The sequence below is a fragment of the Puerhibacterium sp. TATVAM-FAB25 genome, assembly GCF_046535855.1.
Lineage (GTDB): Bacteria > Actinomycetota > Actinomycetes > Actinomycetales > Cellulomonadaceae > Puerhibacterium > Puerhibacterium variabilis_A.
Genome location: NZ_JAXUAK010000001.1, coordinates 144,253 through 158,505 on the forward strand (window position 1 = coordinate 144,253; position 14,253 = coordinate 158,505).

11 protein-coding genes are annotated in these 14,253 nt (G+C 77.1%); 5 read left to right on the top strand and 6 right to left on the bottom strand.

Going from position 1 to position 14,253, the window contains the following annotated elements; all coding sequences use genetic code 11:
- Positions 1–42: 42 nt before the first annotated feature.
- Positions 43–768 carry an esterase/lipase family protein gene (locus tag U5M74_RS00680; RefSeq protein ID WP_410905187.1) on the bottom strand — a complete coding sequence of 242 codons (726 nt, stop codon included), beginning with the start codon at positions 766–768 and terminating at the stop codon, positions 43–45.
- Entirely contained in the window at positions 765–1,547 is a 783-nt protein-coding gene (locus tag U5M74_RS00685; RefSeq protein ID WP_410905189.1) for an alpha/beta fold hydrolase, read from the bottom strand. The genes U5M74_RS00680 and U5M74_RS00685 overlap by 4 nt, the downstream gene beginning before the upstream one ends.
- Before the next feature lie 87 nt (positions 1,548–1,634).
- On the opposite strand from U5M74_RS00685, the gene U5M74_RS00690 reads away from it, so the two are divergent.
- On the top strand, positions 1,635–2,228 hold the full coding sequence (locus U5M74_RS00690; RefSeq protein ID WP_410905191.1) for a DinB family protein: 594 nt from the start codon (positions 1,635–1,637) through the stop codon (positions 2,226–2,228).
- A 115-nt stretch (positions 2,229–2,343) separates the two neighbouring features.
- Positions 2,344–3,144, top strand: a complete 801-nt coding sequence (locus U5M74_RS00695) for a Cof-type HAD-IIB family hydrolase (protein ID WP_410905766.1) — start codon at positions 2,344–2,346, stop codon at positions 3,142–3,144.
- Positions 3,145–3,220: 76 nt separating this feature from the next.
- On the opposite strand, the gene U5M74_RS00700 is transcribed toward U5M74_RS00695, so the two are convergent.
- Positions 3,221–4,633, bottom strand: a complete 1,413-nt coding sequence (locus U5M74_RS00700; RefSeq protein WP_410905193.1) for a hypothetical protein — start codon at positions 4,631–4,633, stop codon at positions 3,221–3,223.
- A 92-nt stretch (positions 4,634–4,725) separates the two neighbouring features.
- Positions 4,726–5,757, bottom strand: a complete 1,032-nt coding sequence (locus U5M74_RS00705) for a GNAT family N-acetyltransferase (RefSeq protein ID WP_410905195.1) — start codon at positions 5,755–5,757, stop codon at positions 4,726–4,728.
- A gap of 296 nt (positions 5,758–6,053) precedes the next feature.
- On the opposite strand from U5M74_RS00705, the gene U5M74_RS00710 reads away from it, so the two are divergent.
- From U5M74_RS00710 to U5M74_RS00720, 3 genes are all read left to right on the top strand, one after another.
- Complete coding sequence (locus U5M74_RS00710) at positions 6,054–7,586, top strand: MFS transporter (RefSeq protein WP_410905196.1); 1,533 nt, start codon at positions 6,054–6,056, stop codon at positions 7,584–7,586.
- A 173-nt stretch (positions 7,587–7,759) separates the two neighbouring features.
- Positions 7,760–9,715, top strand: coding sequence for an ABC transporter ATP-binding protein (locus tag U5M74_RS00715; protein WP_410905198.1), 1,956 nt, complete (start codon positions 7,760–7,762; stop codon positions 9,713–9,715).
- Positions 9,712–11,562 carry an ABC transporter ATP-binding protein gene (locus U5M74_RS00720; RefSeq protein ID WP_410905200.1) on the top strand — a complete coding sequence of 617 codons (1,851 nt, stop codon included), beginning with the start codon at positions 9,712–9,714 and terminating at the stop codon, positions 11,560–11,562. Before U5M74_RS00715 ends, U5M74_RS00720 begins: the two co-directional genes overlap by 4 nt.
- A gap of 13 nt (positions 11,563–11,575) precedes the next feature.
- Here the strand turns inward: U5M74_RS00720 and U5M74_RS00725 are convergent, their stop codons facing one another.
- The gene (locus tag U5M74_RS00725) at positions 11,576–13,108 is read right to left on the bottom strand and encodes a lipase maturation factor family protein (RefSeq protein ID WP_410905202.1); all 1,533 of its coding nucleotides are present in this window, start codon (positions 13,106–13,108) and stop codon (positions 11,576–11,578) included.
- A gap of 96 nt (positions 13,109–13,204) precedes the next feature.
- Positions 13,205–14,170: a LysR family transcriptional regulator gene (locus tag U5M74_RS00730; RefSeq protein WP_410905204.1), complete on the bottom strand. Its 966-nt coding sequence runs from the start codon at positions 14,168–14,170 to the stop codon at positions 13,205–13,207.
- Positions 14,171–14,253: the final 83 nt, after the last annotated feature.

Genomic DNA, 14,253 nt, shown 5'->3' on the forward strand with positions numbered 1-14,253 from the left:
GCGGGCTGAGGCGGCGCGGGCTGAGGCGGCGCGGGCTGAGTCCTAGCGGGCGGCGCCCGGTTCGCCGGCGCCCGCGGCCAGCCGCTCCACCGCGCGCACCACGTGCTCGACGAGCACCGGGTGGCCCAGCGGGCGGAAGTGGCCCGAGAGCGGGAGCTCGACGTTGGTGGCGCCCGTCAGGTGCCCCGTCTCGGGGATGTGCGGGTCGAAGCGGGGGTAGATCGCGGTGATGCGCTGGTTGACGGCGAGCTCGTCGGCCAACGCCCGCAGCACGGGGTCGCGCGGGTCGAACGCCCGCAGCGCCCGCCCGAGCATGAAGCGGGCGTACCGCGAGCCGGAGAACGGCGTCGCCACGGCCACCATCCCGGCCACCCGGGAGCCGGCCGCCGAGAGCATGGCGCGCTTGCCGATCAGCCCGCCCTTGCTGTGCGCCACGAGCACCGCGCCCCGGACGTCGGCCCGCTCGAGCGCGGCCACGACGACGTCGGCGGCCTCGGGCACCGGCCGGCCGTTGAACCGCAGCTCCGGCACGGTGACCAGCGGGTGGCCGGCCGCGGCGAGCGGCCGGGCCACCGGCAGCAGGAACTCCCAGGTCTCGTAGATCCCGGGCAGCAGCACCACGGGGGCCCGGCCGCCCGGTCCCGCGGGGAGGCCCGGCGGGGCGACGAGGTGGCGCGCCTGCTGCCACCCGGCGTAGGCGTAGTCCGCCGCCCACGCCCCCAGCCGGGACGCGACGCCGCCGGCCGTGCGGCGGCGCTCCGGGCTCATCGCGCGCCCCGCCGCGCCGTCTCCCACGTCGCGCGCACGACGTCGGCCAGGCCCTGCGGGTCGGCGTCCATGGCGTGGTGGCCGCCGCGGACCGTGCGCAGCGTGCCGTGCGGGGCCAGCGCGGCCAGCCGGGCGGCCCACGCCTCCGGGGCGACGGTGTCGTGCCGGCCCCGGACCACGACGACCGGGGCGTCGGCCCGCGGCAGCACGTCCTCGAGCCGGTGGCTGACGACGTGCCGCAGCTGGCCGAGGTAGTACGGCAGGCCGCAGCGCACGAGCACGTCGTACAGCAGGACCCCCATGGCGCGCGGGCGCTCGCCGAGGGCGTCCAGCGCCAGGCGGGCGGCCTGCCGGGGGATCGACCGGGCGCGCGGGTCGGCCGTCGGCCCGAGCAGCACGGCCCCGGCCGCGACACCGGGATGGTCGGCGAGCAGCCCGCCCGCCACCTGGGTGCCCATCGAGTGGCCGACCACCACGGGCGGCTGCAGCCCCGCCCCGGTCACGTGCTCGGCGACGTACCGCGCCACCAGGTCGGAGTGCTCGGCGATCGTCACGTCGTGGCCCGGGTGGGGCGCGTCGCCGAAGCCCGGCAGGTCGAGGGCGTGCACGGCCGCGTGCGGGGCGAGCTGCTCGGCGAGCCGCCGGAACGCCCGGGAGGAGGACCCGACGCCGTGCACGAGCACCACCGCCCGTCCCGTGTCGTCGGGTGGCGGCGTCGCGTGCCCGACGACGGTGAGGTCGCCGGCGCGGGTGCGGAGCGTCTGCGTGGGGCGAGGCATGCGCCACAGCATGCGCGATGCCCGGCGGCCACGCCGGGTGCGCGGCGGGCGCCGGGCCGGCGGCGGCCGGTCGGCTAGGGTCCGGCCGTGCCGTCGAACCCGTCCGCCGAGCCGCCCGCCGCCCCGCCGGTCGACCCCGGTCCCACGCGCGTCGAGCCGCCCCTGCGCGCCGACGAGGCCGCGACCCTGCGCGCCTTCCTCGACCACCACCGCGACACCCTGCGCTGGAAGACGGCGGGCCTCACCGCCGCGCAGCTGCGCACGCCGCTGCCGCCCAGCACCATGACGCTCGCCGGGCTGCTCAAGCACCTGGCCTACGTGGAGGACCACTGGACCGGCGTCGTGCTGCGCGGCGCCGCCCGCCGGCCGCCGTTCGACACCGCTCCGTGGGACGACGACCCCGACTGGGAGTGGCACAGCGCCGCCCACGACGAGCCCGCCGCCCTGCGCACCCTGTTCGACGACGCCGTCGCGGCGTCGGACCGGGTCCTCGACGCGACGCTCGCCGGGCCCGACGGCCTGGAGACCCTCTCCGTGGGCGAGGCCCACCGCGGCCACGACGGCCAGGGCGGCCGGTTCAGCCTGCGGTGGATCCTCGTGCACCTCGTCGAGGAGTACGCGCGGCACAACGGGCACGCCGACCTGCTGCGCGAGGCGCTCGACGGGCTCGTGGGCGAGTGACGGTCGCCGGCCGGGGCAGGATGGGCGGGTGACCGACGCCCTGCCCGACGCCCTGCCCGCCGACCCGACCGCCGAGGTCCCCGCCGCCGCGGACCTGCGCCTCGCCGTCGTCGACATGGACGGCACGCTGCTCGACCCCGACGGCGAGGTGCCGGCCACGCTCTGGCCGCTCCTGCGCGAGCTGCGCGAGCGCGGCGTGCTGCTCGCGCCCGCCAGCGGCCGCCAGTACGCCACGCTCGCCCGCACGTTCGCCGACGCGCTCGACGGCATGCCCGTGGTCGCCGAGAACGGCACGTACGTGGTGCGCGACGGGGTCGAGCTGGCCTCCGTCACGCTGGACCGTGCCACCGTGGTGGAGGCCGTCGACGCGCTGCGGGCGCTCGCGGGCACCCGCGACGTCGGCGTGGTGCTGTGCGGCAAGCGCTCGGCGTACGTGGAGCGCACCGACGCGGCGTTCCTGGCCGAGGCCCGCCGGTACTACGCCGAGCTCGCGGAGGTCGACGACCTGCTGGCCGCGCAGGACGACGTGCTGAAGATCGCCGTCCACGACTTCGGCGACGCCGAGACGGGCACGGCGCCGGCCCTGGAGCGCTTCCGCGCCACCCACCAGGTGGTGGTCTCGGGCCCGCACTGGGTCGACGTCATGGCCGCCGCCGCGAACAAGGGCGCCGCGGTGCGGGGCCTGCAGGCCGCGCTCGGCATCACGTCGGCGCAGACCGCCGCGTTCGGCGACTACCTCAACGACCTCGAGATGCTCGACGCCGCCGAGCTGTCCTTCGCGATGGCGGACGCGCACCCGCGGGTGCTCGAGCGGGCGCGGTTCACCGCGCCGTCCAACGCCGAGCACGGGGTGGTGACGACGCTGGCGCGGCTCGTGGGCGTCGACGTCGCCGCGCTGCGGGCCGCCGCGCGCTGAGCGTGCACCGGGCCGCCGCGCGCTGAGCGTGCACCGGGCCGCGGCGCGCTGAGCGCGCACCGACCCCGGCGCAGGGTCATTCGAACATGTCCCCGATGCCGTCGAGCATGCCGCCGAGGACCAGGCCGCCGAGGATGCCGCCGAGCATGTCGCCCGACCCCGACCGGCCGCGCGGTGCGCCCTGCCAGCCGCCGTAGCCACCTCCGTAGCCACCTCCGTAGCCACCTCCGTAGCCATAGCCCTGCTGGCGCGCCAGGTCGCGGTGCGCGAGCGCGCGCGCCTCGGCGGCCAGCGCCGCGGCCCGGCGGGCGCGGCCGAGCGCCCGCTCGGGGTCGCGCTCGCCGGACGCCTCGGCCAGCTCGCGCTCGGCCTCGGCGAGGCGCGTGCGGGCGTCGGGCCCCACGGGGGCGCGGTAGTCGTCGATCACCTGCCGGGCGGCGCCGATCTGCTGGTAGGCGTCGTCCAGCGCCGTCGTGAGCTGGGCCCGGACCTGCTCGGCGCGGCGGCCGGCCTCCTGGTGCGCGGCGACGGCGTCGTCGAGCGCGGTGTTGGCCTGGCGCACGCGGGTCAGGGAGCCGATCGGGTCCGTGCGCTCGCCCGGCGCGGGCAGCTCGGCCAGCGCCTGCTCGAGCCCGGCGATCGCGGCCTCGATCCGCCCGGCGCGCGTGGTGGCGGGCAGCGCGCGGGCGGCGGCGAGCTCCGTGCGGGACTCGGCGATCATCGCGCCGAGGGTCGCCTCGGCGCGCAGCGCCTCCATCTCGAACTGCTCCACGGCCTCGAGGAGCCCCTCGGCGCGGCGGACGGTCTCCGCGGCGGCCTGCACCGCGGCGTCGGCGTCGCGGCCGCGGTCGCCGGCCAGCTTCTTGCCCGCCACCGTGGCGCTGCGCTCGGCGAACTGCAGCAGCCGCTCGGCCTGCTCCGGGTTGGCGGCGACCGGCTGCAGCGCCGCGTCGGTGTAGCGCTCCGTGAGCGCCGCGAGCGTGGCGCGGGCCTCCGGGACCAGGCCGCGGACCCGCTCGGCCTCCGCGCGCACCTGCTCGATCGCCGTCGGCGTGCGCCGCACCGTGGCGCGGCGCTCGGCCAGCGCGGCGGTCTGCTCGCTCACCGCCGCGTCCGCCGAGCGGCACAGGTCGATGATCCGCGAGTTCCACTCGCGGCGCTGGGCGTCGGTGTCGGGCACGTGGTCGTGGAGCAGCTGGTTGAGGTGGAACGCCTCGGACAGCCGGGCCCGGGCCTTCTGCAGCGCGGCCGCGAGGTCCTGCGCCTCCCGCTCGCCGAGCTGCGCGACGGCGAAGCCGAGCTCGTCCTCGGCGAGGCGCACCCGCTCGTCCGTGCGCACGAGGGCGGAGCCCGCCTCCGTGGCGAGCCGCTCGAGCTCGGCCGCCTGCGCCAGCCGGCGCTCCTTGCGGCGCCCCCGTCCGAACACCATGCCGGCCGTGACGGTGCCCGCCACGACGACGACCGCCACGAGACCCACGATGAGCTCCATGAGGGCATCGTAGGGACGTCGCCCGCCGGTGCGCTGGGACGAGGCGCTCGGACGGCGAGGCGCCCGGACGGGGAGGCGCTCGGCCCGGGCGCTCAGACGGTGAGGCGGTAGAGGCGCTCCTCGCCGTACCGGCGGAATCCCGCGCGGGTCAGGATGGGTGCGGAGGTGCCCGTCCGGCCCTTGACCAGCGCCATCGAGGCGCCGAGCGCCCGGGCGCGCGCCAGGCGCGCCGCGAGCACGGCGCGGTACGCGCCGCGCCCGCGCGCCGCGGGCAGGGTCGCCGCGCCCCACAGCCGTGCCACCCGCCCGAGCCGCGGCCAGCCGGCCGGCGGGTCGGCCAGCGTCACGCCACCCGTGGCGACCGCGCGGCCGTCGAGGCGCGCGAGCACCCGGAACCCGGTGCCGTCGGCCAGGCCGCGGCGCACCTCGTCGAGGTCCGCGTCGAGGCGCTCGGGGGTGAGGGGCTGCTGGTCCCACACGGGCACGTTGACGGCGTCCACCTCCTGCAGCTGGGCGGCGGTCCGGACCAGCTCGGCCGAGACGCCGTCGGGCACGGCGAGGGTCGCGGCGAGGGTCGCGGCGAGGGTCGCGGCGAGGGTCGCGGCGAGGGTCGCGGCGAGGGTAGCGGCGAGGCCTTCGGCGGCGTCGTCGGCGAGGTCCTCGGCAGGGTCGTGCGCGGGGCCGGCGAGCGGCAGGGCGAGGACGGCGACCGTGTCCGCGTGCACGGCGCCGCGGCGGCGCAGCTCGTCCTCCACGGCGGGCCGGTCGCCGGCGGTCACCCACCAGCCCAGGCGCCGCGCGCCCCACGCGCGCGTGCGCCCGACGACCTCGTCGACGAGATCGGCGGGGGAGCGGTCGGAGTCGACCTGCGTGGCGAGCACGCCCGCCGCGAACCACTCGGGGTAGCGGACCACCCGCACGTCGCCGGCCACGACCTCGGCGCCCTCGGGCTCCCACGTCCACCCCGCCGCGGCGCGCAGCACGGCGGCCGGCGGCCACCCGCCGGCCGGCGCCGGGAGGCCCGCGGCGGCGGCCGCAGGAGGGGTCGCGGCGGGCGTCGCGGCGGGGGTCGGTGCGGGCGGTCCGGAGGGCGTTCCTGCGGGGGCCGAGATGCGTCGGTGCACGTCACGAGCCTACGGGCCGCGGCGCCGCGACCGGGCCGCCCAGCGCGCGTGCCGGACCGGTGTGTCCCATGCCACGGAACCGGGCCCTCCGGCGCGCTCCGCCGCAGGTCAGCGCGCCGGACACCGCGTCAGAAAACCGTCACAGCCATGGCCGATTCATGGTGCTTCGGTCAAGCGACGGTAACGTAGACGCCCGTTGTCCGAGGTCGGTGCCCTGGTGGGCCCCGCCCGCCCCCTGTCACGTGCGGATGTCCGTGGTGCGAGCACGCGCCGCCCGACCCGCCACGGAAGGAACCATGACCTCTGTCACGGACCCCAGCCTCACCGACGGCCGGCCGTCCCGCGGCCCCGTCCGCGAGGCCCGCACCCCGGCCGGCCGCCCCGGGCGGCGCCGCCGCCTGCGCGTCGACGACGTCACCGTCGTCGACGGCTCGATGCTCCGCCGCGCCGTCGGCGGCACCGTCGTCGGCAACACCATGGAGTGGTACGACGTCGGCGTGTACGGCTACCTCGCCGTGACCATGGGCGCGGTGTTCCTGCCCGAGGCCGCCTCCGGCGTGCAGGTGCTGTTCTCCCTCGGCGTGTTCGCCGCCACGTACGTGGCCCGCCCGCTCGGCGGCATCGTCTGCGGCCGCATCGGCGACCGGGTCGGGCGCCAGAAGGTGCTGGCCGTGACGCTGGTGCTGATGGCCGCCTCGACGTTCGCCATCGGCCTGCTGCCCACCTACGCGCAGATCGGCGCCGTCGCCCCGGTCCTGCTCGTCGTGCTGAAGCTGCTGCAGGGCTTCTCCACCGGCGGCGAGTACGCCGGCGTGACGACCTTCGTCTCGGAGCACGCCCCCGACCGCCGCCGCGGCTACTTCGCGTCGTTCCTCGACCTCGGCTCCTACCTCGGCTTCGCCATCGGTGCGGCCGTGGTGTCGGCGCTGCAGCTCACGCTCGGCCAGCAGGCCATGCTCGACGGCGCGTGGCGCATCCCGTTCCTGATCGCCGGGCCGCTCGGCGCCGTCGCGATCTGGTTCCGCATGCGCATCGAGGAGACCCCGGCGTTCCAGGCCCAGCGCGAGGCGCAGGAGATCGCCGAGCAGGCCTCGCGCGAGCTGCCGGCCCGCCCCGAGGACACGCTGCGCGCGCAGTGGAAGCCGATCCTCGTGGCGATGCTGCTCGTGGCCGCCGCGAACACCGCCGGCTACGCGCTCACCTCGTACATGCCGACGTACCTCACCGACACCCTGGGCTACGACGCCGTGCACGGCACGCTGCTGACCATCCCCGTGCTGGTCGCCATGGCCCTGTGCATCCCGCTCACCGGGCGCCTCTCCGACCGCATCGGCCGGCGCCCCGTGCTGTGGATCGGCAGCGGCGCGCTCGCCGTGCTCGCCGTCCCGGCCTTCCTGCTGCTGGCGGTCGGCTCGGTCTGGTCGACGCTCGCCGGCCTGGCCCTCATGGCCGTCCCGGTGACCTTCCTGGTCGGCACGCTCGCCTCGTCGCTGCCCGCGCAGTTCCCCACCGCGGTGCGGTACGGCTCGATGGGCCTGAGCTACAACGTCGCGGTCGCCGTCTTCGGCGGCACCTCGCCGCTGATCATCGAGGCGCTGCTGCAGGCCACCGGCAACAGCCTCACGCCCGCGTGGTACCTCGTCGGCACCGCCGTCGTCGGCGCGGTCGCCGTGGCCCTGCTGCGCGAGTCCGCGGCGCGGCCGCTGCCCGGCGCGATGCCGGCCGTGGAGTCGCGCGCCGAGGCCCAGCGCCTCGTCGCCACCCAGGAGCAGAACCCGCGCCTGGACCTCGACGCGCTGCCGTTCGACCGGCTCGCCGCGGCGCACTGAGCCCGCCGCCGGGCCCACGGCCCCGGCAGCGGCTCGCCCTGCAGCCGGGCCGCGACCTGGCCCGCGCGACGGCCCCTCCCGCCACCCGGCGGGAGGGGCCGTCGCGCGTCCGGGGGAGGTCGCCGGTGTGACCCGGGCAACGGACGTCGGCGGTCGGGTGCAGAATGTGAGGGATGCCACCGGATACCGCAGACCCGAGTCCCCGGCCCACCGTCGAATCGTTCCGAGGTTCGGGCGCGCCCGGCGCCGACGCCTCCACGGTCCGCGCCCTGGCCCGCCTGCTGCCGTTCGTCCGGCCCGCGCTGCCGCGCCTGGTCGCCGGCGGGGTCTCCGCGCTCGGCGCCTCGCTCGCCGCGCTGGCCATCCCGCGCGTGCTGCAGCACGTCGTCGACGGGCCGCTCGCCGCGGGGGCCGAGGCCCACGACACCGGGGCGCTGTGGTCCGCGCTGGCGCTCGTGCTGGCCCTGGGCCTCGCCGAGGCCGGGCTCATCCTGCTGCGCCGCAGCCTCGTGATGCTCCCCGGGACGCGGGTCGAGGCCGTGATGCGCGGCGTGCTGTTCCGCCACCTGCAGGACCTGCCCGTGGCGTTCCACGACCGCTGGGCGGGCGGGCAGCTGCTGTCGCGCTCCATGAGCGACCTCGGCCTGCTGCGCCGGTGGCTCGTGTTCGGCCTGCTGCAGCTGGTGGTCAGCACCGCCACCGTCGTCGTGGGCGTGGCGCTGCTCGTGGCCACGACCGGGTGGCTGGGCCTGGTGTACCTCGTGGGCGCGGTCCCCGTGACGGTGATCGTGTTCCGCTTCTCGCGGCGCTTCCGCGCCATCTCGCGCCGCTCCCAGGACCAGGCGGGCGACCTCGCCACCGCCGTCGAGGAGTCCGTGCACGGCATCCGGGTGCTCAAGGCGTTCGGCCGCGGCCGTGACGCGCTGGACCAGTTCACCGGCCAGGCGGAGGAGCTGCGGCGCACCGAGCTGGCCAAGGCCGGGCAGCAGGCGCGCATCAACGTGTCCCTCACGCTCATCCCCGAGGCGACCCTGGCGGTCTGCCTGGTCCTCGGCGCCTGGCTGGCGCACACCGACCAGATCACCGTGGGCGCCCTGACGGCGTTCTTCGCCACCGCCGCCGTGATCAACGGCCCGGTCGTCGACCTGGGCATGACCCTGTCGATGACCCTCAACGCGCGCACCGCCGTCGACCGGTTCTTCGAGGTCGTCGACACGGCCAACCCGCTGACCGACCCGCCGGACCCGCAGGTGCCGGACCGCCCCGCGGGCCGGGTCGTGCTGCGCGACGTGACGTTCCGCCACGACGACGACGGCGCGCCCGTCCTGGACCACCTGGACCTCGAGCTGCCGGCGGGCACCACCACGGCCCTGGTCGGCCTCACCGGCTCGGGCAAGTCCACGCTCGCCATGCTCGTCCCGCGCCTGTACGACGTGACCGGCGGCGCGGTCGAGCTCGACGGCGTCGACGTGCGCCGGATGCGCCGCGCCGACGTGCGCCGCGCCGTGGCGGTGGCCTTCGAGGACCCGACCCTGTTCTCCGCCTCGGTGCGCGAGAACGTGCTGCTCGGGGTCGACGACGCGCTGCCCGCGGCGGAGCGCGAGCGGCGGCTGCGCGAGGCGCTGGAGGTGGCGCAGGCCGGGTTCGTCGACGACCTGCCGCACGGTCTCGACACCCGGATCGGCGAGGAGGGGCTGTCGCTGTCGGGCGGCCAGCGCCAGCGCCTGGCCCTGGCCCGCGCCATCGCCGCCCGCCCGCGCGTGCTGGTGCTGGACGACCCGCTGTCGGCGCTGGACGTCGCGACGGAGGAGGCGGTCACCGCGCGGCTGCGGGACGTGCTCGCCGGCACCACCTCGCTGATCATCGCCCACCGGCCGTCCACGGTGGCGCTGGCCGACCGCGTGGCCGTCCTGCGGGACGGGCGCGTCACCGCCGTCGGCACGCACTCGCACCTGCTGGCCACCGACCCGCACTACCGCTACGTCATCTCCAGCCTCGAGGACGACGCCGCCGAGCACGGCGTGGGCGCGCTGGACGCGCCGGGCGACGGGGTGGACGGCGACGGCGGGGACGCGGCGACGACCCGCGAGACCACGCTCGACGACGAGGCGACGGGAGCACGGCTGTGAGCACGACCGCCACGGGGCACAAGGACGGCCCGCAGGACGGCCCGCAGGACGGCCCGCAGGACGGGTCCCCGGACGCGCCGCTGACCGGCGAGGAGTCCCGGGAGGCGCGCTCGCGGTCGCTGCGCCTGCTCGGCGACCTGCTGCGCCCGCACCGGGGCCGGCTGGGCTGGGCGGGCGCGCTCGTCGTGGCCTCGACGCTCGGCCAGGTGGCCGGCCCCGCGCTCGTCGCCGTGACGATCGACCACGCGCTGCCGGCGCTCGACGACGGCGACCCGGCACCGCTGGCCGTCTACGGCGGGCTGTTCCTGCTCGCCGCGGTGGTGGGCGGGCTCGCGAACGGCGCGTACGTGCGCCAGGCCGCCGCGATCTCCCAGGCGGTGCTGCTGGAGCTGCGCCGGCGGGTGTTCCGCCAGACGCAGCGCCTGAGCCTGGAGTTCCACGAGAGCTACACCTCGGGCCGGATCATCTCGCGGCAGACGTCGGACCTCGAGGCGCTGCGCGAGCTGCTCGACGGCGGCCTGACCGGCGTGGTGTCGTCGCTGCTGGTCATGGTGTTCACCGCGGTGAGCCTGGCGCTGCTGGACTGGCGCTCCGGCCTGGTGCTGGCGGTGTCGTTCCTGCCCGCGCTGGCGCTGACGCGGTGGTTCCAGAAGCGCTCGCAGGTGTTCTACCGCCGCCAACGCACGGCCTCGGCGCGGGTCATCGTGAAGTTCGTCGAGACGATGACCGGGATGCGCGCCGTGCAGGCCTTCCGCCGCGAGGCGACGACGGACCGCGACTACGGCGCGCTGGCCGAGGACTACCGCGAGGCGAACCTCGCCACGTTCTCGCTCAACGGCCGCTTCCAGCCGGGCCTGGTGCTCATCGGCAACCTCACCGTCGTCGCGGCGCTGGCCTACGGCGGCTGGCGGGTGCTCGAGGGCAGCCTCGACGTCGGCGTGCTGGTCGCGGCGCTGCTGTACGTCAAGCGCTTCTTCCAGCCGATCCAGCAGGTCGGGATGTTCTACAACGCCTTCCAGTCCGCCGCGGCGGCGCTGGAGAAGGTGTCGGCGCTGCTGGCCGAGGAGCCCACCGTCGTCGAGCCCGCGCGGCCCGTGGGGCTGCGCGCCGCGCGCGGCGAGCTGCGGCTCGACCACGTGACCTTCCGGTACGGCGACGGGCCCGTGGTGCTGCCCGACCTCGACCTGACGATCCCGGCCGGGCAGACCGTCGCCCTGGTCGGCACCACCGGCGCCGGCAAGTCGACGCTCGCCAAGCTCGTCACGCGGTTCTACGACGCCAGCGAGGGCCGCGTGCTGCTCGACGGCGTCGACGTGCGGGACCTGTCGACGCCGGACCTGCGCCGTGCCGTGGTCATGGTGACGCAGGAGGCGTACCTGTTCAGCGGGTCGGTGCGGGACAACATCGCTCTGGGCCGCCCGGGCGCCTCGCAGGCGCAGGTCGAGGCCGCGGCGCGCGCCGTCGGCGCGCACGAGTTCGTCACGGCCCTGCCCGAGGGCTACGACACGGACGTCAACAAGCGCGGCGGCCGGGTCTCGGCGGGGCAGCGGCAGCTGCTGTCGTTCGCGCGGGCGTTCCTCGCCGACCCGGCGGTGCTGGTCCTCGACGAGGCCACCAGCTCGCTCGACATCCCCGGCGAGCGGCTGGTGCAGCGCGGCCTGCAGACGCTGCTGGCCGACCGGACGGCGATCATCATCGCCCACCGGCTGTCCACGGTGGCCATCGCCGACCGGGTGCTGGTGATGGAGCACGGGCGCGTGGTCGAGGACGGCACGCCGGACGAGCTCGTGGCGCTCGACGGGCGGTTCGCGCGGCTGCACGCCGCGTGGCGCGACTCGCTCGTGTGACGCGTCCCGGTCGTCAGCGGCGGGCGGCCGCGCCGAGCGTCGCGAGGCTGACCGGGTCGACGAGCGTGGTGATCTCGTGGCGCACCCACCACCCGCCGCCGCGGCGCCGCTCGTCGGGCGTGGTGAACCGGTAGCGGAACAGCCGCACGCGCACCCACCGCGGCGGCTGCCCGTCGAACGGGTCGCGGCGCAGCAGCCGCAGCGTCGCGGGGTCGGCCTCGAGCAGCCGGACCAGGAACCGCTCGAACCACAGCAGGCCGCCCGAGCCGAGCGGGATGAACCACATCAGCCAGTCCAGCCGCAGGTGGTACGGCGCCACCTGCGGCGGGCGCCGGTGCACGTCGCCCGGCTTGCCGCGGAAGTCGTACTCCTGCCAGTCGTCCGGGCCGGGGCGCACGGCGGCGGAGCCCTCGACCACCACCTCGTCGCGGCGCCGCGTCACGGACCCGAACGCCCCGTAGGCGTTGACCAGGCGCAGCGGCTCGAAGCTGGCGTTCATCTTCTGCCGTCGTGAGGCGAGGTTGCGCGCGGGCCGCACGGACAGCGCCAGCAGCACCAGGAGCACGAGCGAGACGGCGACGACGTAGGCGCCCGGCACGCCGGCGGTGACGTCCGCCCCCGGCCCGGGGGCCGCGGCGCCGCCCGCGGAGCCCGCGGCGTCGGGCACGACCGGCAGCCGGCCGAGCAGCGCCCGCCACACGCCGTCGGACACCATGGCGGCGCCGAGCACGATCGCCGCCCAGTTGAGCCAGGCGAAGTTGCCGGTCAGCACCAGCCAGCCCTGGGTGAGCACGACCACGATCCCCGCGACGGAGGGCAGCGGCTGCGGCAGCCACAGCAGCCACGGCACGAGCAGCTGGGTGACGTGGTTGCCCACCACCTCGGTGCGGTGCCACCAGCGCGGCAGGTGGTGGGCGTGCCAGCTGAGCGGACCGGGCATGGGCTGGGTCTCGTGGTGGTAGTCGAGGGCGGTCAGGTCGCGCCAGGCGCGGTCGCCGCGCCACTTGATGAGCCCGGCGCCCAGCTCGAGGCGGAACAGCAGCCAGCGGGCGGCCAGCACCGCCCCGAGCGCCACGGGCACCCCGGGCGCGCCGAGCCAGGCGACCAGGAACGCCATCTCGCACAGCAGCATCTCCCAGCCGAAGCCGTAGAACCGCTGTCCCACGTTGACGATCGAGAGGTAGGCGGCCCACAGCAGGAGGAAGACGATCGCGGGCACCCACCACGGGCCGGCCTGCGGCAGGCCGACGACGACGCTCGCCGAGCCGGCCACGCCGAGCCACGCCACGACGACGAGCAGCCGGTCGCTGTAGCGCAGGTGGAACAGCGACGGCGCGTCCCAGAACCGCACCTGGGCGGTGAAGCGGGGCACCGGCAGCAGGCCGTGGTCGCCCAGCAGCGGGCGGAACTGCAGCAGCGCCTGGACGAAGGCCAGCAGCAGCAGGGCGGCGACGCCGCGCTGCAGCACCTCGCGCGCGACGTCGTAGTCGTCGGTGGCCCACCACGCGAGCCAGGCGACGGGCCAGGCCGGCCGGTCCAGGAGCATGCCACCCACGGTAGGGCGGTGCGGCGCACCCGCCGGGTGCGGGATCGGACCGCCCCGGGTGAGAGCGGGCGCGCGCCGCCGGGACGGCGGCCGGGGTCAGGCCGCCGCGGGGGTGGCGTGGGCGCCGGCGACGACGAGGCGCGCCACGAGCTCGCGGGCGGGGGGCGTGGGCGCCCCGACGGTGAGCGCGAGCACGCGCCGCGTCGCCCCGGGCAGCGGCTCGGTGACGACGCCGGGGTGCCGGTGGGCGCGCACCGCGAGCTCGGGCAGCAGGCTGATCCCGGTGCCGGCGGCGACGAGGGCCTGCACGGCCACGTAGTCGTCGGTCTCGAACGCGATGCGCGGGGCGAACCCGGCGGCGGCGCAGCGGGCGACGAGGTCGGCGCGGCAGCGGGCGCACCCGGCGATCCAGTCGGCGTCGGCGAGGGCGGCGAGGGCGGCGCGGCCGTCGCCGGGGGTCCCGCCGGCGAGCACCCCGTCGGCCGGCCGCCCGCCGCCGGCGAGGCCCGCGGCCGGGCGCACCAGGTGCACCGGCTCGTCGAGCACGGGGGTGACCTCGAACCGGGAGAGGTCCTCGATGCCGCGGGCCTGCACGGCGTCGGTGTGCTCGAAGACGAGTGCGACGTCGACGTCGCCGGCGGCCAGCGCCTCCACCGCCTCGGGCGGCTCCGCCTCGACCAGGCCGACGCCCAGCCCCGGGTGGTCGCGCACCAGGGCCGCCATCGCCGCGGGCACGAGGGTGGCGAGCGCGGAGGGGAACGCGGCCAGCCGGGCCCGGCCGGCCCGCAGGCCGGCCAGCGCGTCGAGCTCACGCCGAGCCCCCTCCACGCGCCCGAGGATCTCGTCGGCGCGAGCGGCGAGCAGCCGGCCGGCCTCGGTGAGCCGCACCCCGCGGCCCACACGCTGCAGCAGCGGGATCCCGGCCTCGGCCTCGAGCCGGGCCAGGTGATGGCTCACCGACGGCTGGGCGTAGTGCAGCTCGCGGGCGGCGGCGGTCACCGACCCGGTGCGCGCCACGGCCGCCAGGACGCGCAGGCGGGTGAGGTCGAGATCGGCTGCCATGCCCCCAGGCTAGCGATCCATCAGCAGTGCCGATGCATCCGGCGCAGGAAAGGTATTGGACCTATGGGTCGGGCGCGAGGATC